Below are 21218 nucleotides of genomic sequence, written 5' to 3'. Positions count from 1 at the left end.
CGCTGGATCGAAGCAGGCCGTCCATAGCCCGATCGCCAACGGTTTCGAAACCCGAGTGAGTACTGATGCTGACCACTTGCTGACCGAATCGCGCCCGCCACGCTTCTGACCTGGTCAAACAATCAAAGACTGGATCTTGGACTTGAACAAAGTACGCAGCACTTTGGACTCCTGGAAGACGGCTCCCTGCCTGCTTTGTACAGGTCAAGGGCGGTCTTCACTCCACACCGGCACGCGTCGGACTCGAAGATTGTGAGGAACATCGCTTCATTCTGACGAAAGGGCCCCTGCCTCCGCTTCGGTGCGAACCAGGCTGTTGTGACGTCGTCGGCCAAGCGCCTGTTCGGAGCACCCTCTCGCAATGTGCGAGGGGTGATGCTGATCAGATGCCGACTTACCTGATGGTGCGTCAAAACATGAAGAGCACAGGACGAGCCACTTCCCGGGGAGCACCCAAAAATGAGCGAATCCCGGTACCGCCTCAATCATGGCCGTCGTCGCCAGCAACAAGACCAAAGGATGCAAGTGGCGCCTGAGCACCCACGTGCTCAGCGGGTCCCGGTGCACCAGCCCTGAACCGGCGAGCGCGGGCGAGGCCACGGTCCTGCGCCACCCACTCAGCTGGCTCGAGTCCGTAACGGGCTAGTACTGCAACGGTGCTTGTTCTGACTGCTGGGCAGTTTTCAGGGACTGTGTCCGCGTCGTTTGTGGTGGCTGATGCGGGCTTGGTGCTGGCGTCGTCGTCGCCAGTGTGACCAGTACAGAACGTCGTCGGCCGGGGTGGGACGGCGGTCTGTGAGGCGGTGATCACACCTCGACTACCCGCACGCCCACCAGACCCTCCAGGTCGTGCGCCGACGACGGGACCTGGACACCGGCAACCTGACATTCGAGCGGATCTACCTGATCACCAGCCTGCCGCCCGGCGCGGCCACCGGAGCCGAACTCGCGGCCTGGATCCGCGGACACTGGAAGATCGAGAACCAACTCCACCATGCCCACGACACCGCCCTCCCTGCCCCACATCATGGCCTGCCTGCGCAACATCGCCTTCGGGTGGCCACCGCCAGGACGGCGACACCGACATCGCTGCCGCCCTCCGCCATACCGGCCTGAAAGGTCGGCGTACTCCCATTGCAGGATCAGCGGGGCTCCGCGGCGAGTCTCGAGTGCTCCGGCTCCTCCTCGTGCGAGCTGGCTCTCACCTGGCGCAGCAGGTAGGACGCGCCCAGGGCCATGGCGAGCATCAGGGGCGCGGCCACCAAGGCATTGACCTGCAGGCCATGCGCAAAGGCTTCCCGAGCCGTGTCTGCCAGGTGCCCACCCGCCTCACCCGGCAGTCGCGCCGCGGCCTCCAGTGCGGCGACGAGGGTGTCGTCCGCGCCGGAGGGCACACCGTCGGGATACGTGTCGGACATGCTGTTCCGGTATACGGCGGCGCTGACGCTTCCCACCAGGGCGATCCCCAGCGCCCCGCCGAACTCGTTGGCGGTCTCCGAGATCGCGGAGGCCTGGCCGGCCTGTTCGGGCGGCGCGGCACCGACGATGAGGTCCACGCCGAGGGCGGAGACCGGGGTGAGGCCCGCGAACATCAGGACCGACGCGGCGATCACCAGGCCCGAACCGGAATCCTCGGTGACGCCCCAGAGCAGGGCGAAGCCGATGGCCGCCACCACCATGCCGCCGGCGAACACGTACGCCGGCCGGATCCTGCGCACGATGCCGGCGGCAGCCAGGGCGGTGACCATGCCCGAGAGCACAGCGGGCAGGATCCACAGCCCGACCTGGAGCGGGGAGAGCCCCAGCACGCTCTGCAGGAACTGCGCGATGAGGAACTGAACACCCATCAGGAACATGATGGTGACGAGCAACGTGGTCAACGACGCGCTGAACGCGCGGACGGTGAACAGCCGCATCTCCAGCAGGGGGTGGGTCAGCGTGCGCTGACGCCGGACGAACACGTAGCCCACGGCCACGCCCATCACGACGGTCGCGCCCGAGAGGGGGGACACACCGTGTTTCGCGATCTCCTTGACGCCGTAGATCACGGCCAGTACGGCGACGAACGACAGCGCCGAACTCAGCAGGTCGACGCGGGCGCCGTGCGGATCGCGGTGCTCCGGCAGCAGGAAGGGGCCGAGGCCGAGCAGGATCAACATCACCGGCACGGCGAGCAGGAAGACCGATCCCCACCAGAAGAACTCCAGGAGCACGCCGCCGACCACCGGGCCGAGGGCGCCGCCCAGCATGAAGCTCGTCGACCAGATGGTGACGGCGGTCGTACGCTGTGCGGGCAGCGGAAACATGTTGCGGATCAGCGACAGGGTCGAAGGTGCCAGGCAGGCTCCCGCCACGCCGAGGACGGCACGGGTCACGATCAGCATGTCCGGCGTCTCGGCGTAGGCCGTGAGGACCGAGGCGACGCCGAAGGCGCCGGCCCCCAGCATCAGCAACAGCCGTCGTCCCACGCGTTCGCCCAGCGTGCCCATAGTGACGAGGAAACCGGCGACGGCGAAACCGTAGATGTCGGTGATCCAGAGCAACTGTGAGCTGCTGGGGTTCAGATCGGCGCTGATCTGCGGCACGGCGAGGTGCAGCAGCGTGAGATCCATCGTGACGAGCATGGAGGGAAGCGCCAGCACGGCCAGGCCGATCCACTCCCGTTTCGTAGCGCGTAACGAGCTGTCGCGCATCAGCGACTCTTCCTCTCCATGCGGCTCAGCCGGACGTGGACCGGCCGGCGGACTTCTCGGTGGTGCGGGCGGTGCGCGGCGAGGCGGTGTCCCTGACCGGGCGTGCCGCCCGGTCAGGGACACCGGTGGTCAGGCCGCCGCGCGCCGGGCGATCACGAACCTCGGGTGTCCATTCTGGTCGGTGTGGCTGGTGACGGAATCGAATCCGGCCTCTCGGACGATCTCGATCACCGCGTCGGTGAGGGCGTCGTGGTGCTCCACGGCCAGCACTCCTTCCTTCCTGAGCAGCCGCGCCGCGGTCGCGGCCACCGCGCGCATCGCGTCGAGTCCGTCCCAGCCGGAGCGAATCGCCGTCGCGGGCTGGTACACCGACGTCTCCGGGACGACCTGGAGGCGGTCGGGGAAGTTCGGCGGGACGGCGGTGACCAGGTCGACGCCGCCGTCGAGAGCGGCGAGCAGTTCAGGATCGGCGATGTCGCCCTCGACGAAGTCGACCTCGGCCTTGACCCGGGAACGCAGCTTGTCGCCGTTCTGCTTGGCCCACCGCAGGGCATCGGCGGAGTGGTCGACTCCGGTGACGACGGCGTCGGGGCGCAGCGCGCCGACAGCGAGGGCGACGGCCCCGGAACCGGTGCACAGATCGACGACCCGGGGCCGTGGGGTGTCGCACCTGGCGAGGGCCTCGGTCACCAGGGCCTCGGTACGCGGCTGCGGGACGAAGACGCCGGCGCCGACCTCGAGTTCCAGGTCGAACAGCCGGGCCCGGCCGAGCAGATACTCCAGTGGTTCCCGATCCGCCCGTCGTGCCACGAGAGACCAGAAACGCTCGGCGCCCTCGGTGGGCACCGGCGTCGCGGCGCCGGTTTCCGGGGAGTAGCCGGGGAGCGCGTGAGCGGCGAGGGCCAGGGCGTCGGCGCGCGGGGCCGGGACCCGGGCCGCGGTGAGGAACTCGGCGGCGCTGTCCACCAGGTCGCCGGCGGCGGGGCTGGTCTCCCCCGGCCTGCCGAACCGGGCACGGCAGTTGTCGTAATAGGTGCGCAGCCACGTCACCAGCTGAGGCTCCAGCCGGGCCGCGGCGAGCAGGTCGGGCTGCGGGGTGAAGTCCGCGTCGAGTTCCTTCGCCCACTCGGCGTAGATGGGCTTGAGACCGACGTCCAGGAACTCCTGCCAGTCGGTGGGCACCCGCCAGTGCTGCTCGTAGCCGGTGGCCAGGGTGTGCTCGACGGTGGTGTCGACGACGGACTCCCGCGACACCCCCTGGAGAGGGGCCCGTTCCGGGGCGAACGGTTCCAGATTCAGTTCGGGCTCCTCGCCGAGGAGGCGGCGGGCGAACTCCTTGGCGAGCACGGGCGACAGGAACAGGCCGTCCCGGTAGGTGCCGGTCATCATCCACAGGCCGTCGAGCGGGGTCTCCCCGAGGAGGGGGAACCCGTCGAGGGAGATGGGCCGGTTGCCCACGTTGACCCGGACGACGGTGCTCGTCCACAGGTTGCGGCGGATCTGCCGGTGGGAGCATTCGAGGAGGAACAGGATGTCGCGCATCACCGGGTCGGCCAGCGGCCGGGGGCTGATGATGTTGGTCGCGCCCACATAGACCTGGCCCGCACTGCGCGGGACGATGTGCAGACCGCAGGCGAACGCGCGGTTGGGGGTCCGGATCACCGACTGGGGCTGGGTGCCGTCCTCGGTGGTGACCAGAGCGGAGACCCCGTACCCGGCGACGAGCCGCGGGATGCAGTCACCGAGACCGGGAACGGAGTCGACCATGTCCTGCGTGCCGACTCCGCCCGCGAGCAGGACCTGCCCCGCGGTGAGCGACTCGCCGTTCTCCAGCACCACGCCGCGCACCTGGTCGCCGTCGCTGATCACGGACGAGGCGTGGCCGTCCACCACGGTGACGCCGAGGTCCCGGGCGGTCCGCTCCAGCCTGTGCAGCAGCCGGCCGGAGTCGACCGCGTGCTCGCCGGGGATGTGGAGGGCCTGCAGGGGGCGGGAGTTGGGGTCGGGGTCGAGCCAGTCGAGGTCCGCCGGGTCGACCGTCTCGTAGGGCTCGTCGTGCTTCTCCAGCGTCGCGCGGATGGCGTTGAAGTTGTCGGTGTCGATGCTGCCGGTGCCGACGCTGTTGAGCAGCACCGTGGTACCGGTCGCGGTGAGGAGGTCACGGCCGTCGGACACACCGCCGGAGATGCTCTCCAGCCACTGGGGCCAGACGTCCTTGGCCAGCAGGTCCAGCTCGAACTTGGCCTGTCCGTAGGCGTTGTCGAGCAGGGCGGTGGTCACCTCGCCGAAGCAGCCGAGCATGGCGCCGGCCGCGGTCGAGGCCGCGTACGGGCGGTGGGCCCGGCCGATGAGGGCGACCGAGGCTCCGCGGCGGGCCAGTTCGACGGCGGCGGACGAGCCGAGGGCGCCATTGCCGACGACGATGACGTCGAAGCCGGTTTCCCTGCCCTGTTGCGGTGTGTGTGGCATCGGGGCGAACTCCTTGTGGGACGTGAGCTGTTGAAGACGGGCTCGGAACGGCTGCGGTCGGTCAGGGCTTGACCCCCACTCCGACCACTCCGCTGTGGCTCATGGGGTGTTCGGTTTCCGTGTCGGGGTCAGGACGCCAGTCGGCCATGGCCGTCAGGCCAGGTTCGAGCAGGGTGAAGCCGTCGAGGAAGCGGCCGGTCTCGACGGGCCCGCGGTTCTGCAGGGAGGAACCGAACGTGCGGTAGACCCCCTTGATCGCGTCAGGACCGGAGCCGGTGTCCGGCTTGATGTAGGCGTGGGACAGGATCAGGTGGCTGCCCGGCGCGAGGGCGTCGCGCAGCTCACCGACCTTCCCCCACGGGTCGTCCTTGTCCTCGATGAAGTGGAGAACGGCCACGAGCAGGAGCGCCACCGGTCGGTCCAGGTCGATGACGGCGCACACCTCGGGGTCCGTGAGGATGTCGTGCGGCTTGAGGAAGTCGCCCCGCACGGCGACCGTTCCGGGGGTGTCCCGCAGCAGGGCGCGGTTGTGCGCGACGCCGGCCGGGTCGAGTTCGACGTAGGCCACGCGGGCGTCGGGGACGACGCGCCGGGCGACGTCGTGGACGTTCCCGTCGCCGGGGGCGAGGTAGCCGGAACCGATGTCGAGGAACTGTGTGACGCCACGCTCGGCGGCATGCCTCACCGCTCGCCGCAGGAACGCCCGGTTGGCGCTGACGGCGACATCGAGGCCGGGGAGTGCCGCCATCGCGGCCGTGGCGGCCTGCCGGTCGGCGTCCCGGCTCTGCTGTCCTCCCGCGTAGAAGTCGTACATGCCGGCGACACTCGGTGCCTGCGCGGCGGTGCCCGTCGAGTGCCGGTCGGAAGACCGTTCCATGTCATGCCTCCATAGGTGTGCGGACAAGGTCGTTTCGCGTCCGGTCAGAGCCCGTCGTGAGCGATCCGCTGCCAGACCAGGACCCGCCGGTCGGGGCTGGACAGGGCCGAGCCGGTGAGCGTGAGCCGGTCGCCGTCCAGCTCCAGCCGCCGGACCTGGTCGGTCCCCAGCCACTCGGTGCGGTCGGCGACCGTGAGGTTGTGCACGACGCGGTCTCCGTCGAGGTGCCAGGTTCCGGCGTAGCTGAGGTACTGCGGAGGGCCGTCGGCGGGCATCATGTGGACGGCCACGTGGCCGCCGGCGCTGTAGAAGAGCAGCCCTTCGGGGCTCTCCCCGAGCGGACCGGGGCGGACGGAGCCGTCGGGGGCGAGGGTGTGGAAGGACACCAACCGCCACACGCCGACGAGGTGCGCGGCGCGGTCCCGGTCCTCGTCCGGCCCGGCGGACGGAGAGCGCCGCGGCGCCGGTGGCGGCGCGGTCACGGGACCGGCAGGGCGGGCGGACCGACACGGTCGGCGTCCCCGCCGAGGACGGCTCCGCGCGCGCTGAGCGCGATCTCGTGCGGCGAACCGAGCGGTGGGGCGCTGACGGCGTCCAGCCGGCTCAGGTGCGCTGCGTCGAGTTCGAGGGACAGGGCGGCGAGGTAGTCGTCGAGCTGCGCCACGCTCCGCGGTCCGACGACCGGCACCTGAGCGGCGTTCGTCCGGCGCGCTCGGGCGTGGAGCCAGGCGACCGCGACCTGGGCCGACGGCGCCCCCGCCTCCTTGGCGACGGCGAGTACCTCGTCGAGGACGGCGGTGCGGTGACCGTCCGACTCGGTGCGCAGGACACGGCCCTGCCAGTCGGTGAGCCGGCCCTCCGAGCTGTGCCGGTACTTGCCGGTCAGCAGCCCGCCGCCGAGCGGCCCCCACAGCGCCACTCCCAGCCCCAGGGCCTCGGCCATGGGGAGCAGTTCGCGATCGGCGGTGCGCTCGACGAGGCTGTACTCGGTCTGGATGCCGATCACCGGGCTGCGGCCGGACAGTTCCCCGAGGGTGACGGCCCGCGCGACACGCCAGGCGGGGAAGTTCGACAGGCCCCCGTAGCGGATCTTTCCGGCCCGTACGAGGTCGTCCAGGGCCGCGACGATCTCGTCCACGGGTGTGAGCGTGTCGGGGAAGTGGACCCAGTACAGGTCCACGTGGTCGGTCCGCAGTCGGCGCAGGCTGCCCTCCAGCGAACGGATCATGGCGCTGCGGGAGTTCCCGGTCGTCTGCGGGCCCCGGTCGTCCGCGCTCAGGCCGTACGAGTACTTCGTGGCCAGTACGAACTGGTCGCGCCGGGTGGCCAGGAACTCCCCGAGGAGAGTCTCCGCCTGGCCGTCCTGGTAGCAGTCGGCCGTGTCGATGAAGGTGCCGCCGGCGTCCGCGAACCGCTCGAAGACGGCGCGGGCCTCCTTCTCCTGTGCGCCTCCTCCCCAGCGGGTGCCGAAGTTGACGGTGCCGAGGGCGCAGGCGGACACTCTCAGGCCGCAGCGCCGGCCGAAGGTCAGGTGGTGCATCGCTCGGTTGCTCCCGTCTGTGCGGTGATGGCCAGGGACCGGGCCGTTGCACGGATGACGTCCAGGAGGGGCCTGGGGTCGGAGCGGAAGTAGAAGTGGCCCCCGGGCAGGACGAGCCGTTCCTGGACGCGGCCGAGCTGCTCGCTCCAGCTGTCCATGTCGAGCTGACCGCTCTCCTCTGCCCCGCACAGCAGCGTCGCCGGGATGGGCAGGGGCGGCCCGGGCCGGTGCTCGTACGCCTCCAGGACGCTCAGGTCCGACCGCAGCGTGCGCAGCACCATGCGGCGCAGCCCCGCGTCGGTGCGGGCCTGCTCCGACAGCGGCCCCCAGCGCTCCTCGACCGCCGCGAGCAGGTCGTCGTCGGACAGGTCCGTCAGGGGCGTGCGCGACGAGCGGCCGGTGCCGAGGAGGTGCGGGGGCCGGCAGGAGGAGAGGAGGAGGTGGTCCGGGCCCGGGCGGCCCGCGTGGTGCAGGGCCCGAGCGGTCTCGTAGGCCACCAGGGCGCCGAAGCTGTGTCCGAGGAACACGCACGGGCCATCGAAGGCGGCCTGGGCGGTCAGGTCGTCGACGAGCGGCTCGAGCCGCTCGTAGGGGGGTTCGGCGAACCGCGAGGACCGGCCAGGGAGCTGGACGCCCCACACGCGCAGCTCGGGCAGGTCGTCGGCCCACATCAGGTACTCGCCGGCCGATCCGCCCGCGTGGGCGAAGACGTAGAGATTCAGCACCGCTTCGGGACGTTCCCGGCGGCTGATCAGCCAGCGTGGCGCCGGGTTTCTCTCGGGCATGGGACACCTCAGGGTGTATGGCGTGCGGTTCGGGGAGCTCATGCGGTGAGGAGCGCTTCGATCGTGGTGGCGAGTTCTGCGGGCTCGGGGGCCTCGAACACCGACAGGACGTCGATGTCCACCGGAAACACCTCCCGGATCCGCTCCACGAGCCGGGACGCGACCAGGGAGTCGCCCCCGAGGTCGAAGAAGTTGTCCGAGGCGCTCACATCGGCGAAACCGAGGATCTCGGCGTACAGACCGAGAAGGGTCGGCAGGACCTCGGGGCGGCCGGTCTCCTGTGTCCCGGGGGATGTCCGGGGGTTGGTGCCGGAGCCTGCGGTGGTGTCCTCGGCAGCGGGCCGTACGGCGGGTTCCACCAGGAAACGCTCACGCTCGTACGGGTAGGCCGGCAGCGGCACCCGCCTGCGGAACCGGCCGCCGTGCACGTGGTGCCAGCGCACCGCCGCTCCGTTCAGCCACAGCCGTCCGAGGGTGTCGAGTTCGGCGGCGGTGTCGTCGGCGGACGGTACCGGCACGGGGAGCAGCAGGTGGTCGTCCGTGCACTCGGGGCGGGTGGCGGCCAGGGTGAGCAGGGGCCGGTGCCCGGACGCCTCCAGCAGGATCCGCGACGCTCCGCCGAGCAGGTGCGACAGGCCGCGTCCGATGAGGGTCTCGTCCTCGCAGAGCGCGGCGCGCGCCCAGTGGCCGGGGTCCGTGACCTCCCCGTCGGTGAGGGCACGGCCGAGCGCGGCCGACACGACCGGTACCTTCGGCGGCCGGAGGCTCGCGGCGGCGAACGCGGCGGTGAGGGAGGCCTCGGAGGCGAGTGCCGCACCCGGCGGCCGCGACGTCATGCCGAGGAGGATGCCGACGGCGTCGGTGACCGGCAGGGCCTTGGCCACGGCTGCGGCGGCCAGGGTGCCCGGGCCCGTGCCCAGGACGGCGTCGGGCCGTATGCCGCGCTGGATCCACGTCATGGCCCGCGCGTACTCGTGGGCGAAGGAGGCCACGAGGGCGGTCGTCGAACCGTCGTCGGCAGGGGGGCGCAGGACGTCCTCGTGCGCCTCACCGGTCAGACCGGCCGCGGCCCGGCAGGCGTCCACCGCCTCGCGGTAGCCGGGCTCGGTCGCGTAGCGCTCGGGCGACGGCCCCAGCCCCGCGGCTCCGGAGAACAGGAAGGCGATCGGGGACGGCTCGGGCCGGGCGGAGGCGGTGACCAGGCCGGAGGCGTCCGGGTCCGCGAGGACCGCCGCGGCGTCGTCGGTGCCGCGCACCACGGCGTAGGCACGGCAGGGAAGCTCTCGGCGCCCGGTCTGCAAGGTCCAGGCGGTGTCGGCGAGTTCGGAGTTGGACAGGGTGCCCTCGGCGGCCGTGGCACGCAGCCGGTCGGCCAGCCTCCGGGCTGTCGCGGTCAGAGCCGTCGGGGTGTCGGCCGAGAGCACCAGGAGGTGCGCACGACTCGCGGGTGGCTCGCCGGGAGACTGCGGTGGTGCCTCCTCCAGGACGACGTGGGCGTTGGTGCCGCCGATGCCGAACGCGCTGACCGCTGCCCGTCGCGGCCCGTCGGACACCGGCCAGGGCGTGAGCCGCGCGGCGACGCGGAAAGGGCTGGCGTCGAAGTCGAACTGCGGGTTCGGCTTGTCGAAGTGCAGGCTCGGCGGTATCTGGCGGTGCTGCAGCGCGAGGACCGTCTTGATGAGCCCCGCGGCCCCGGCGGCGGCGTCGGTGTGCCCGATGTTGGTCTTGACCGAGCCGATCCAGCAGTAGCCGGTGCGGTCGGTGTCGCGGCGGAACGCCTGGGTGAGGGCGGTCAGTTCGATGGGGTCCCCCAGCGGGGTGGCGGTGCCGTGGGCCTCGACGTATCCGATGCTCTCGGCGTGGATCCCGGCGGCGAGCTGGGCCTCGCGGATGACCGCGGCCTGACCGGACACGCCGGGTGCCGTGTAGCCGATGCGCTCCGCCCCGTCGTTGTTGATCGCGGTGCCGCGCACGACGGCGAGAACGCGGTCGCCGTCGGCTCGCGCGTCCGCCAGCCTCTTGAGGACGACCACGCCGACGCCGTCGCCGCCGATCGTTCCGTCCGCCTCGGCGTCGAACGCGCGGCACTGGCCGCGGGCGGAGATGATGCCGCCGGGCGTGTACTGGCTCTCCTTGGCCGGGGCGTGCACGGCGGCGGCTCCCGCGAGCGCGACGTCGCACTCCCCCGTCAGCAGCGCTCGGACCGCCATGTGCACGGCGACCAGCGAAGTGGAACAGGCGGTCTGGACGGTGACGGCCGGTCCGGTGAAGCCGAGCTTGTAGGCGACGCGGGAGACGAGGTAGTCGGGAGCGGAACCGAGGAGGATCTCCCAGTCGGTGACCGCGGGGAGCTCGGCGCGGCGTTCGCGCAGGGTCTGCGCGTAGCCGATGTCGGTGCCGCCGCCGAAGATGCCGAAGACGTGGCGGCTGCGTGCGGGATCCTGGCCGGCGCTGTCCAGTGCCTCGCTCGCGCACTCCAGGAAGAGGCGGTGCTGCGGGCTGATGAGACGGGCCTCCCTGGGGGTGTAGCCGAAGTGGCGTGCGTCGAACCACTCGGGGTCCTTGAGCAGGCCGCGCGCGGGCGTGTAGCGCTCGGTCGTGCCGTCGGCCCGGGCCCCGGGTACGGGCTCGGGGGCGCGACGGGTGATGGACTCGACTCCGTCGGCCAGGTTCCGCCAGAACGCCTCGGGGCTCTCCGAGCCGGGGAATCGGCAGGCCATGCCGATGATCGCGATGTGCCGGCCGGTCTCCTGCGTGGGGTCGTCGCTGTCGTGGCTCACCAGTCCTCGTCCTCCTCATCGTGCCGGGATGCCGGCGCGAACGGCTCGGCGGGTCCTCGCCTGCGCCCCGCCTCGACACGGGCGAGCCGGCCGCCGGGCGCGGGGCCGGTTCCGTCGGCACCGGCGGGCTCGGCGAGGTGGGCGGCCAGGGCGCGAACCGTGGGGTACTGGAACAGGTCGACCAGGGGTACGTCGCGGCCGAGGCGGGCACGCAGCCCCTCCTGGACGGCGTGGAGCAGCACGGAATGCCCGCCCAGGTCGAAGAAGTTGTCCGAAGGGTTCACCTCGGGCAGTGACAACACCTCGCACCACAGCTCGGTCACGACCTGTACCGGGTCGCCTCCGGCCGCCGGGTAACGGGCATCATGCCTATGCGAGTTCATGCAGCCCTCACGCCTCCCTGACCTGCTGGTGTGTGCTGTCGTCCGGCATGGTCATCGTGGTCGCGCGGCTTCCGGCCGGTCCAATAACGTGATCGGCTGCCGCTCAGAAGGGATGGTTATGGAGCTGCGCCAGCTGGAGTACCTCCTCGCGGTGGTGGAGGAGCGGAGTTTCACCAGGGCCGCCGAGCGTCTGCATGTCGCGCAGCCCGGCGTGAGTTCGCAGATACGCCGTATGGAGCGGGAGTTGGGCCAGCAACTGCTGGACCGCTCCGGGCCCGAGGTACGGCCGACCCAGGCCGGGACCACCTTCCTGCCCTATGCCAGAGCGGCCCTCGACGCGGTGTCGGGAGGTCGGCTGGCGCTGGACGAGCTGGCCGGACTGGTGCGCGGCAGCCTCTCCGTCGGCATCGTCACGTCCTGCTCGTCGGTTCCCGTGACCGACCTGTTGGCGGACTTCCACCGGAGCTACCCGGAGGTGGAGATACGCCTGGTGGAGGCGCCCTCCGACCAGCTCGCGGCCGGGTTGCGCGCGGGGGATCTCGACGTCGCGCTGATCGGCGTGGCCACGAAGGCGCCGGAGGGCCTGCACCACCGGCTCGTGGTGGACGAGCCTGCTGTGGCCGGGATGGCGCCGGAGGATTCCCTGGCGGGGCGCGGCGCCGTGTCCCTGGCGGAACTGTGCGAGAGGCCGCTGCTCTGCCTGCCGCGCGGCACCGGTCTGCGGACCATGCTGGAGGAGGCGTGCGAGAGCGCCGGCATCCCGCTGCGGGTCACCATGGAGGCCGGGGACCCGCAGCGGCTCGTGGAACTCGCCGAGCGGGGACTGGGGGTGGCGGTCCTGCCCGCCCCGTCCGTCCGGCGGCACGGGAGCCGGATCCGCGGCGTGGAGATCTCGGCACCGGGCCTGCGGGCTCGCATCGCCCTGGCCTGGTCGGCCGAGCGTGCCATGAGCCCGGCGGGCCAGGCGTTCATCGATCTGGCCGGAGCGGTTCTCGCACCCTCGTGAGAGCCGTCGGTCTTCCCGCCCGGGCCGTTCTCGATCCCTGCCGACGGCGGGGGCCGCGGCTCGTCAGAGGCGAACCATGGTGGCCGTCCGCATCAGGAACTCGCCCAGGTACCCGTCGTGCGGCAGTCCGGGGCGGTGCCAGTGGGTGGCCGTGTCGCCGATGTACAGGTTGCTGATGGTGGGCTCGTCGGCCAGGGCGTCGATCAGCGCCTCGTCCTGGGTCACCGCGGTCAGGACGAGCGTGTCCCGCAGGGGCGCGACGCCGTGGTCCGTGCGGCTCCACGGTGCCACCCACACGCAGGGGAAGGGGAATTCGGCACCGACCTGCGGGGCGTCCGGCGATTCCACCTGGTGCACGGTGGGACGCAACACGGCGCTTCCGTCGCCGAGTTCGTCGACGAAGCCGGTACCGCCCAGCCAGGCCCGGGTCCCCCGTGCCCGTTCCAGCACGTGGCGCTCCAGGGTGCGTGCCGCGTCGGTCTGCTGGACCGGCAGGCACGCCTTGGGGTCGTCGGGCGGCAGGCTCGGCCGGGCGGCCAGACGTTCGGCGATGGCCGCGGCGACGGGGGCCGGGTCGCCCTCGACGAGTACCGCGGTGGTGTTGACGCAGCCCGTACCGCCGTTGCGGCCGACCGAGTCGACGACCATGTCGAGGTGCTCGCGCCAGTCGGTGTCGGCCGTCAGGAGGATCTTGGAGCGTCCCGGCCGCAGGGAGAGCACCCCCGGGTCGTCGGCGTACCGCCGGATGATCTCGTCACCGCCGTAGGCGAGATCCGCGCCGCGCACGAGGACGTCGGCCGCTTCGTGGCCGCAGGGCAGCAGGGCCACCTGGTCGCCGTCGAATCCGGCCTCGTGCAGGGCCAGCACCAATCGCTGCGCGGTGAAGGGCTCCCGGCGCGAGGGCCGCACGGCGGCCCGGTAGCCGAGGGCCAGGGCCTCGGGCCAGTAGCCGTGGGTGCCGGGGTAGTTGCCGGGCACGTGGACGGCGAGGACCTGGCCCCGCCGGGCCCACACGGCCTGCCCCGACCGGACCAGCGGATCGTGCCGGTCGGCCACGGCGCCCCGGGGCCGGGCCTGATGGGCACTGCTCCAGGCCTGCCCGACCCGTTCGGAGAGCACCCGGGTGGCGGTGCGGACCGCGGTGAGGGGCACGCCCGAGACGCGGGTGACCGCCGACTCGTACTCCTGGAGCGTCATACCGCCCAGCACCGCGGAGCCGAACAGCCCGGCCGCGCGCGCCAGCATGGCTGACCGCTCCTCGGCGGGCGGGGGCGCCGCCTCGCGCAGGGCCTTCATGGTGCGGTTGACGTACAGCTCGGGGGCGAGGCTCAGCTCCGCCACTGGCGCCCCGGTCACTCCGGGGATCGTCTGACGGCGATGGGTGCGGTAGGGGCCGCTCGGGCCGAGCGCGTCGATCAGGGGAAGCCCGGGGCTCTGGGCGGTCGGCTCCATCAGTAGACCCCCTCGATCACGGCCTCGTCCTCGAACCGTTCCACCGGTGCGATGTCCGCCGCGGAGTCGCCGATCCGGCCCTCGGGCGCGGGCACGCGTACCGCGGTGTCCCGTTCGAGGTTGTTGGGCAGCAGCAGCGCCTTGCTGACGTGGTGCATCACCACCTGACCGCGTTCGCCGTACGCGACGGGCCCGCCCGAGACCGGGTCGACGACCTGGAAGGTGATGTAGGGGGAGAAGGTGTCGAACACGCACGGCTCCCCCGGCTGGGTGCCGTGACGCTGGCCGGCGATGCCGAGGATCATCGTGCTGCCGTAGTGGCCGTAGAGGGTCGCGTCGGGGAAGATCTCGGTGCGGTACAGCTCGGCGGTGTCCGTGTCCATCTGCGTGCCGCCCCAGCGGATGGCCCGTACCTTCTCGTTGACCAGTTCGACGAGTTCCTCGCGCTGCGCGATGCGCGCGAGAAGAGGCGGCGTCACCGTCAGCACGCCGATCGGCTGGGTGCGCAGGATGTGCGCGGCCTGGTCGATGACGTGCTCGGCGTAGGCATCCGCCTGGGTTCCCTTGCCGTCCTTGATGAGGCGCTTGACCCAGCGAGGGTCGAGGTCGACCTGGAAGCCGTACCGGCCGTGGGTGAGGGCCGACCGGCGGAAGATCTCGCCGACGAGGTGCGGGCCCGAGGGTGTGATGCCCAGCCAGTCGGCGCCCCGCGGGAAGCCGTGCACGTCCAGGTTGCGGTTGCTCCAGTCGACCAGCTTGGCCAGCCAGTCGCTGGGGCAGACCACACGCTTGGGGGCTCCGGTCGTGCCGCCGCTCTCGAACACTCCGACGATGTCGGGCCGGTCGCCGTAGCCGCGCGGCACGAGGTCGGCGGCGGGTACGTCACGCAGTTCGGCGGCGACGTTGGGGAACAGCGTGAGGTCGTCGTACGTCTTGACGTCGGACAGCGGATCGAAGTCCAGCGACGCCGCCCGCGCGAGCCAGAACGGCGAGCCCGTGTCCGGGCTGAAGTGCCAGCGCATCGCGGCCCGGACCAGTTCGTCAGGGTCCGGGTCGGCGTCGTGGGGCAGATCGAGAATCGACTGCTCGGCGCGCACCACAAGTCCTCCTCAGGTGGGCTTCTCGGACGCGGCGGACGGCCGTGGCCGGGCCTGACCGGTCCCGATGCCGGGCCGGCGCACCGCGGGCGTCCGATCATCGGTGACCGTCGGCAGGCGGGAACAGCCGGTACTCAGCCCGCCCCCGGCGCGTGCCGCGGGGCGGGCTGAGTACCGGCGGACGGTCGGATGCGGCGTTCCTAGACTGAGCCGCATGAAGGCCATGATCGCCTGGTGGGACCTGACCGATTCGGATCACGACGCCGATTCACTGCGCGGCTTCCTGCGCGAGGAGGCCGGGAACTGGGCGGACATCCCCGGCCTGCTGCTGAAGGTCTGGGTGTCCGACCCGGAACGGCACCGCTGGGGCGCGGTGCTGATCTGGGAGTCGGAAGAGGCCGCCAGAGCCGCGGAACTGCCGCGCAGCGCGGGCGAGTTGATAGGACGCCCCCTCGCGTTCCGCGAGTGGTTCGACGTGGAGGCGACCGTGGAAGGAGTCCACTCCCCGCCGTCGCTGGGCGGCCTCGGGCCGGGACTGTCCGATCCGGCCGAGTAGCGGGGCCGCGGGACGTCTCGCGCAGGGAGTGGACGGAGGACGGGCTCGCGTCTAGGACCCGTCGCTCGGATCGCGTCGCAGGAGAACGGCGGTCTGCCAGGACGCGAACACCGCGACCGGGACGATCTGGAGCCAGGTCCACACCACCCCGGCGGTCGTGAGGTCGAGCCATCCGAAGGCCAGGGCCGCCAGGCTGAGCAGGATCCACAGGACACCGCAGCCGATCACGGCACGCACGGCCGCGGCCGGGATCCGGCGCAGGCGGGCCACGGCCGCGATGCCGGCCCCCAGCGCCAGCATCACCGCGCCGACGAGAGCCACCAGCGCCGTGTCCGGTCCGAACAGCCGGCCGAGCGGCTGTGCGGCGGCGAGATAGCCGATGCCCACGACGCCCATCCCCGTCGCGTCCAGGACGAGGACCCGGCGCATCCCCTCGCCGGTACGGGTTCCGGACCGCTCGTGGCGGTCGGCGGCCGAGCCGGGGGACGTCGGTGAACTGGTCATGGCCGCCTCCGGTTCAGGCCGCCCCGGCCGGGCCGTCGCCCGCTGGCGGGATGTTGTAGTTCAGGCGGAAGAGGTTGCCCGGATCGTAGACGGCCTTGAGCCTGGCCAACCGGTCGAGGTCGGCGGGTGCGTACGCGGTGCGGATCGCCTCCTCACCGGCGTTCGCGCCGTGTCCCAGGAAGTTCAGCCCGGCGCCGGTCGAGACCGGCCGCAGTGCCTCGCGGAGCTGCTTGTACATCGGCCGGGTGTCCTCCTCGGTGATCCCGAACAGCAGGGTGACGACGGACAGCAGATAGCCGGCGTCCCGGTGGGCCACGGAGTTGGGCCGCTCGGGCGGTGTCGCCAGGGCGCCGCCGAGGTGCCGCAGCTCCACGACGACCGGCAGCGGCGCCTGCGGGCCCGTGTGCTCCAGGAGCACGCGCAGCACGTCGTCGCCCGCTTCCCGCAGCATCACGGTCTCGCGCTGGAAGGGGACCGGGCCCGGGGGTTCGTCGTGGATGGAGCCGCTCTCCGTGTACGGCATGTCCCGCAGGTCCTCGATCAGGACCGGGCCGGCGTCCCGCAGCGGGGCCACCAGCCGCTCGCCCTCCGCCGCGCTGCCGGTGTAGGCGATCCGCACGTGGTAGACGTGCCGGCCCCGCATCGGCTCGGGCACCTCCGGGTCGTCCGGCATCGGAATCAGGGCCACCGAGGAGTTCATCTCCCGGGGCAGATCGGACGTCCACCGCACGTACGCGCTCAGGACATCGGGCGCCGCCTCGGCGTCGAAGAAGAAACCGCCGCCGTACACCCGGGCCACCGGGACGAGGTCCATTTCCAGCCGGGTCACGATCCCGAAGTTGTCCCGGCCGCCCACCAGCGCCCAGTACAGATCGGGGTCGCTGTCCGCGGTGACCTGGCGCAGCGCGCCGTCCGCGGTCACCACCTGAAGGGAACGCACTCGGTCCGAGGCGTAACCGTAGGTGCGTACCAGCAGGCCCACACCGCCGCCGAGGACGTAGGAGACGACGCCGACGTGCGGGGCCGATCCGTTGAGCGGTGCCAGACCGTGCGGAGCCGTCGCCGGGATCACCTGCTCGAAGCGAGCGCCCGCCTCGACGGTCACCGTGCGGCGGTCCGCGTCGACCTCCACACCGGTCATCCGGCCCGTCGTGATCAGCAGCCCTCCGTCTGCGGCGCCGGCATACCCGTGCCCCGTGGCCTGCACGGCGACGGGCAGCCCGTGCTCCGCGGCGAAACGGACCGCCTCCTGGACGTCCTGGGACCGCGCGGCCCCGACGATCACGTCGGGCCGGTGCCGCACGGCGAGGTTCGCTCCGGTGCGCTCCTCGTCGAAGTCCTGGTCACCCGGGAGGAGGACGGGGCCTGTGACCCGGGAGGCGAGTGCCTGGATGTCGTCGTGCTTCACAGAATTCTCCGTTTCGGTTCGTACCGGCACGCGTCATCCTCAGACCGAAACCTGACAGCCACCGTCAGGTATGCCCGACACTCGGAAGGGTGAAGTCCGACCGACTGCTGTCCATCCTGTTGTTGCTCCAGCACCGGGACCTGGTTCCGGCCAGCGAACTCGCCGACCGCCTGGAGGTCTCGGTGCGCACGGTGTACCGCGACGTCGAGGCCCTGTCGGCGGCCGGTGTCCCGGTGTACGCCGAGCGCGGCCGGTACGGGGGCATCCGTCTGCTGCCCGGATTCCGCACGGACATGACCGGGCTGACCCGCGACGAGGCGAGGGCCCTGTTCGTCCTCGTGGGCCAGAGCGCGCACTCGGCGCTGGGGCTGGACCAGGCGATGGGCTCCGCCCTGCGCAAGATGATGGCCGCGCTGCCCGCGCCACACCGGCCGGTGGCCGAACTGACCAGCCGGCGGCTGCTGATCGACCCGGACGGCTGGCTCTCGGGGCCGCGGCAGGACGCGTCCGGCATGGACGAGCTGTACGACGCCGTCCTCGCCGACCGCCGGCTGCGCATCGCCTACCGGCACAGCGGCAGCACCTCGGTGCACACCTACACCGTCGATCCGTACGGACTGGTGTCCAAGGCGGGCACCTGGTACCTCGTCGCCGACCACGCCGGGCAGGCGCAGCTGTTCCGTACCGACCGGCTCGGGGGCGTCGCCGTGACCACCGAGCCCGTACGCCGCCGGGAGGGGATGCAACTGGTGCGGGTGTGGGAGGAACTGCGGCGGCGGGTGGAGAACCGCGAGCCGGGGATCGTGGTCCGGGCCCGGGTCAGGCGCCGGCGCCTGGACATGCTGCAGAGGCTCGCCCGCGCGAACTTCCGCGGAGTCGTCGGGGCGCCCGAGCCGGCCACGCAGCCCCCGGCGCCGGCGGACACCGACAGCGCCGCGGAGGCGGACACCGAATGGCTCACGGTCGAGCTGGACTACCCGGTGCCGGCCGCCGTCTGCCAGTTGCTCCAGTTCGGGACCGACGTCGAGGTGCTGGATCCGCCGGAGGCGGTCGAGGCGATCTCCCGGATGATCGCCGCTCTCGCCGAGCTCTACCCGGCCAGCGGCTGAGCGAGCCCGGTCCGCGCCTCGACGTGCCCGCCCAGTTCCGCCCGCGAGGTGATGCCGAGCTTGCCGTAGGCCCGGTACAGATGGTTCTCGACGGTACGGACCGAGACCGACAGCCGCCGCGCGATCTCCAGGTTGTCCAGCCCGGACGCCGCCAGGCTCGCCGTCTGGTGCTCGCGCGCGGTGAGTGGGAGCCGGCGTGCCGGTGCGGAGGGGCCGGAGGAGACGGCCCAGCCGGGCAGTTCCGTGCCGACCGTGGCGGCGAGATGGCCGCGGCACGCCGCGAGAGAGGCCCGGGCGGCCCGGTGCCGGCCCGCGTCCCGGCTCAGCCGGTGCGCCTGGCTCGCGCACTCCGCCGCGAGGGGAAACCGGCCGAGCCGGGCGAACCGGTCGGCCAGGTCGTCGAGGTGCGCGGCATCCCGGGCAGCCAGGGCCCGCACGTGCAGGGCGCGCAGTTCGCCGACCGGGCAGCGCACCGCGACACCGAGGGCGTCCAGCAGTTCGGCGGCGGCAGCCGCTCGGCCCAGCCGGGCCAGCAGGTGCAGGGCCGCCAGGGCCGTGGCCTTCCGCCCGGCGGCGGCCGAGCGCCGCGCCACCTCCTCGGCACGGCGCAGGGCCCCCGGTACATCACCCGACCGGCCCAGGACACGGGCCTCCTCCAGCGCGATGTGGTCCTCCGCGAGCGGGTAGCGCGGTGTCCGGCGGACCGCGACCCGCACCTCGATCAGGGTGCGGACCGCTTCTGTGTGCTGCCCCGACTCGGCCAGCGCGCCCGCGAGCTGCGCCAGGAGCCAGGGCCGGGTGGTGAACCAGTCCTGGCCCTCCGGAGCGGCAGCGGCCCGCCGCAGCAGCGCGACGGCTTCCGGCAGCCGGCAGCCGGCCCGGTGGGCACGCGCCTCGACGGCTTCCCCCCACACCCGGACCCGCTGATCGTAGGGAGCGGCCGTACGGCGCAGCCTGTCCAGGTGGTGGCGCAGGCCGGGGTCGTCACCGGCCTCGACGGCGATGTACGCGCCGACCGCCGCGTACATGATCCGGTCGTGCTCGGTCCGGTTCTCCACCTGGCGGCACCGCTCCAGCAAGGCCGAAGCGGCCGCGCTGCCTTCCGTCTCCACGCGCGCGAAGGCGGCGATGGGGGCACAGGACCGCGCCGCCCATGAGCCGGAGGCCTCGCGCGGCGCGGTCTCCCCGCTCCCGGCCACGTCGCCCATGCGGTCCCGCAGCAGCCCGACGGTCGCCCGCAGGAGGCGGCCCGACCGGTCCGGGACGCGCTCGGCGAGGGCGGCGGCCGCCTCGACACGACGCATCGTCCAGGCCAGGTTGCGCACCCGGGCGGCAAGTACGTCGCCGCTGTGCCGGTCCGCCGCGGCGAGCGCGGCCTCGGCCTCCGTGCCGCGCCCCTGCCCCGACAGTGCCCGGCCCAGCAGCAGTGCCGACGCGGCGTCGGCGCCCGGCGCGGCGTTCGGGGCGTCATCGAGGGCGAGACGTGCGAACCGTTCGGCAGCGGCGAAGTCGCAGCGCCGCAGGGCGACTTCGGCCGCCGTCCGCAACCGGGCGGCCGACGGCGTCTGGCCGGCGTCGACGCGCAGCGCCACGGACAGCAGCACGGCGGCCTTCTCCTGACGGGCGCCTCCTGCCTGGTCCAGCGCGTCGGCGAGCCGCACGCGCAGCGCGCACGCCTGCCGCGGGGGCAACTCGGTGAGGATCACGTGCCCGCTCAGGGGCCGGGACAGGCGCAACCGGCGACCGCGGACGGCCGGTTCGGCTGCCACGACCCCCCGGCGGAGCAGCCGGTCCGCGGCCTCGGCCAGCTCGGCGATGAGCGGCAGTTCCTCGGACAGCGGTCCGCCCAGCGCGAGCAGGGCGATCAGCTCCCGCTCCGCCGCGTCCAGCGGCCCCGACAGCCGTTCGACGGCCTGGCGGACCCGTCCGGCGGGCCGCCGGCCCGTGGGGCTCCGCTGCCACTGCCACAGTCCCTGTGCCGGGCGCAGGGTGCCGTCGGCGATCGACGCCTCGACCAGCTCCGCGAGCAACAAGGGGTTGCCGCCAGTGAGTTCCCACAGCCGGGCCGCCGTGTCGGTGGCGACCTGACTGCCCAGTCTGGCGCGCAGGGCGCGCGTGGTCCCGGCCAGGTCGAAGGGGGTCGTCGCGACGGATCCGAGCAGTTCTTCCCTGCGCAACTCGGCGATCGGGGCAGGCAGCGGGGCGCCGCGGAGCGCTGTGGCGAGCAGGAGGATCCGGCCCTGCCGCACGAGGGCCGCCAATCGCTGCGCGGGCGCCGGGGGCAGCCGGTGGGCGTCGTCGACGGCCAGGAGCGGAGGCGGTCCGGCGGCCGGGGCGGACGGTTCCGGCAGGGTCGGCAGCGTCTCGTGGTCGGCCACGGCGGCCGAGCGCCCCGACCGGTGGAGCGCCTCGCGCAGCAGCCGTGTCCGGCCCGTTCCGGGCAGCCCGGTCAGCAGGACGCCGCGGCCGCGCGCGGCGAGTGCGTCGATCTCGGCGAGCGGCGCTTCCCGGTCCACCAGCGGCCACCGGTCGGTGGCGTCCTCCGTGCGGGCGGTCATC

17 protein-coding genes are annotated in these 21218 nt (G+C 72.6%); 4 read left to right on the top strand and 13 right to left on the bottom strand.

What is annotated here, in order from left to right:
• Positions 1–849 precede the first annotated feature (849 nt).
• Positions 850–1116: a hypothetical protein gene (locus HDA41_RS35820; RefSeq protein ID WP_184991455.1), complete on the top strand. Its 267-nt coding sequence runs from the start codon at positions 850–852 to the stop codon at positions 1114–1116.
• 26 nt (positions 1117–1142) lie between these two features.
• Here HDA41_RS35820 and HDA41_RS35815 read toward each other — a convergent pair whose 3' ends face one another.
• From HDA41_RS35815 to HDA41_RS35780, 8 genes are all read right to left on the bottom strand, one after another.
• On the bottom strand, positions 1143–2693 hold the full coding sequence (locus tag HDA41_RS35815; protein WP_184991453.1) for an MFS transporter: 1551 nt from the start codon (positions 2691–2693) through the stop codon (positions 1143–1145).
• A gap of 129 nt (positions 2694–2822) precedes the next feature.
• On the bottom strand, positions 2823–5162 hold the full coding sequence (locus HDA41_RS35810) for an FAD-dependent oxidoreductase (RefSeq protein ID WP_184991451.1): 2340 nt from the start codon (positions 5160–5162) through the stop codon (positions 2823–2825).
• Positions 5163–5223: 61 nt separating this feature from the next.
• Positions 5224–6039, bottom strand: a complete 816-nt coding sequence (locus HDA41_RS35805; RefSeq protein ID WP_184991449.1) for an SAM-dependent methyltransferase — start codon at positions 6037–6039, stop codon at positions 5224–5226.
• A 44-nt stretch (positions 6040–6083) separates the two neighbouring features.
• Positions 6084–6521: a lipocalin-like domain-containing protein gene (locus tag HDA41_RS35800; protein WP_184991446.1), complete on the bottom strand. Its 438-nt coding sequence runs from the start codon at positions 6519–6521 to the stop codon at positions 6084–6086.
• Positions 6518–7579: an aldo/keto reductase gene (locus tag HDA41_RS35795; protein WP_184991440.1), complete on the bottom strand. Its 1062-nt coding sequence runs from the start codon at positions 7577–7579 to the stop codon at positions 6518–6520. The genes HDA41_RS35800 and HDA41_RS35795 overlap by 4 nt, the downstream gene beginning before the upstream one ends.
• Positions 7567–8364: a thioesterase II family protein gene (locus HDA41_RS35790; protein WP_184991438.1), complete on the bottom strand. Its 798-nt coding sequence runs from the start codon at positions 8362–8364 to the stop codon at positions 7567–7569. Before HDA41_RS35790 ends, HDA41_RS35795 begins: the two co-directional genes overlap by 13 nt.
• A 38-nt stretch (positions 8365–8402) precedes the next feature.
• Positions 8403–11144 carry a type I polyketide synthase gene (locus HDA41_RS35785; RefSeq protein ID WP_184991436.1) on the bottom strand — a complete coding sequence of 914 codons (2742 nt, stop codon included), beginning with the start codon at positions 11142–11144 and terminating at the stop codon, positions 8403–8405.
• On the bottom strand, positions 11141–11527 hold the full coding sequence (locus HDA41_RS35780; RefSeq protein ID WP_184991434.1) for an acyl carrier protein: 387 nt from the start codon (positions 11525–11527) through the stop codon (positions 11141–11143). The genes HDA41_RS35785 and HDA41_RS35780 overlap by 4 nt, the downstream gene beginning before the upstream one ends.
• A gap of 118 nt (positions 11528–11645) precedes the next feature.
• On the opposite strand from HDA41_RS35780, the gene HDA41_RS35775 reads away from it, so the two are divergent.
• A complete protein-coding gene (locus tag HDA41_RS35775) occupies positions 11646–12533 on the top strand; it encodes a LysR family transcriptional regulator (protein ID WP_184991432.1) in 888 nt (295 codons plus the stop codon).
• A 63-nt stretch (positions 12534–12596) separates the two neighbouring features.
• Here the strand turns inward: HDA41_RS35775 and HDA41_RS35770 are convergent, their stop codons facing one another.
• Positions 12597–13985 carry an aldehyde dehydrogenase family protein gene (locus HDA41_RS35770; protein ID WP_184991430.1) on the bottom strand — a complete coding sequence of 463 codons (1389 nt, stop codon included), beginning with the start codon at positions 13983–13985 and terminating at the stop codon, positions 12597–12599.
• Positions 13985–15082, bottom strand: a complete 1098-nt coding sequence (locus HDA41_RS35765; protein ID WP_376706838.1) for a phenylacetate--CoA ligase family protein — start codon at positions 15080–15082, stop codon at positions 13985–13987. Before HDA41_RS35765 ends, HDA41_RS35770 begins: the two co-directional genes overlap by 1 nt.
• A 214-nt stretch (positions 15083–15296) precedes the next feature.
• On the opposite strand from HDA41_RS35765, the gene HDA41_RS35760 reads away from it, so the two are divergent.
• Positions 15297–15638, top strand: a complete 342-nt coding sequence (locus tag HDA41_RS35760; protein WP_184991427.1) for a hypothetical protein — start codon at positions 15297–15299, stop codon at positions 15636–15638.
• A 51-nt stretch (positions 15639–15689) separates the two neighbouring features.
• On the opposite strand, the gene HDA41_RS35755 is transcribed toward HDA41_RS35760, so the two are convergent.
• Together HDA41_RS35755 and HDA41_RS42455 are read right to left on the bottom strand one after the other, a co-directional pair.
• Complete coding sequence (locus HDA41_RS35755; protein ID WP_230299510.1) at positions 15690–16142, bottom strand: hypothetical protein; 453 nt, start codon at positions 16140–16142, stop codon at positions 15690–15692.
• 13 nt (positions 16143–16155) lie between these two features.
• Positions 16156–17550, bottom strand: a complete 1395-nt coding sequence (locus HDA41_RS42455) for an FAD-binding oxidoreductase (RefSeq protein WP_184991425.1) — start codon at positions 17548–17550, stop codon at positions 16156–16158.
• 89 nt (positions 17551–17639) lie between these two features.
• Here HDA41_RS42455 and HDA41_RS35745 point away from each other — a divergent pair, with 89 nt between their 5' ends.
• Positions 17640–18659, top strand: a complete 1020-nt coding sequence (locus HDA41_RS35745; RefSeq protein WP_184991423.1) for a helix-turn-helix transcriptional regulator — start codon at positions 17640–17642, stop codon at positions 18657–18659.
• Here the strand turns inward: HDA41_RS35745 and HDA41_RS35740 are convergent.
• Positions 18641–21217: a helix-turn-helix transcriptional regulator gene (locus tag HDA41_RS35740; protein WP_184991421.1), complete on the bottom strand. Its 2577-nt coding sequence runs from the start codon at positions 21215–21217 to the stop codon at positions 18641–18643. The genes HDA41_RS35745 and HDA41_RS35740 overlap by 19 nt on opposite strands.
• Position 21218: the final 1 nt, after the last annotated feature.

The organism is Streptomyces caelestis (genome assembly GCF_014205255.1).
Lineage (GTDB): Bacteria > Actinomycetota > Actinomycetes > Streptomycetales > Streptomycetaceae > Streptomyces > Streptomyces caelestis.
This window is presented reverse-complemented; position numbering and strand designations above follow the sequence as displayed.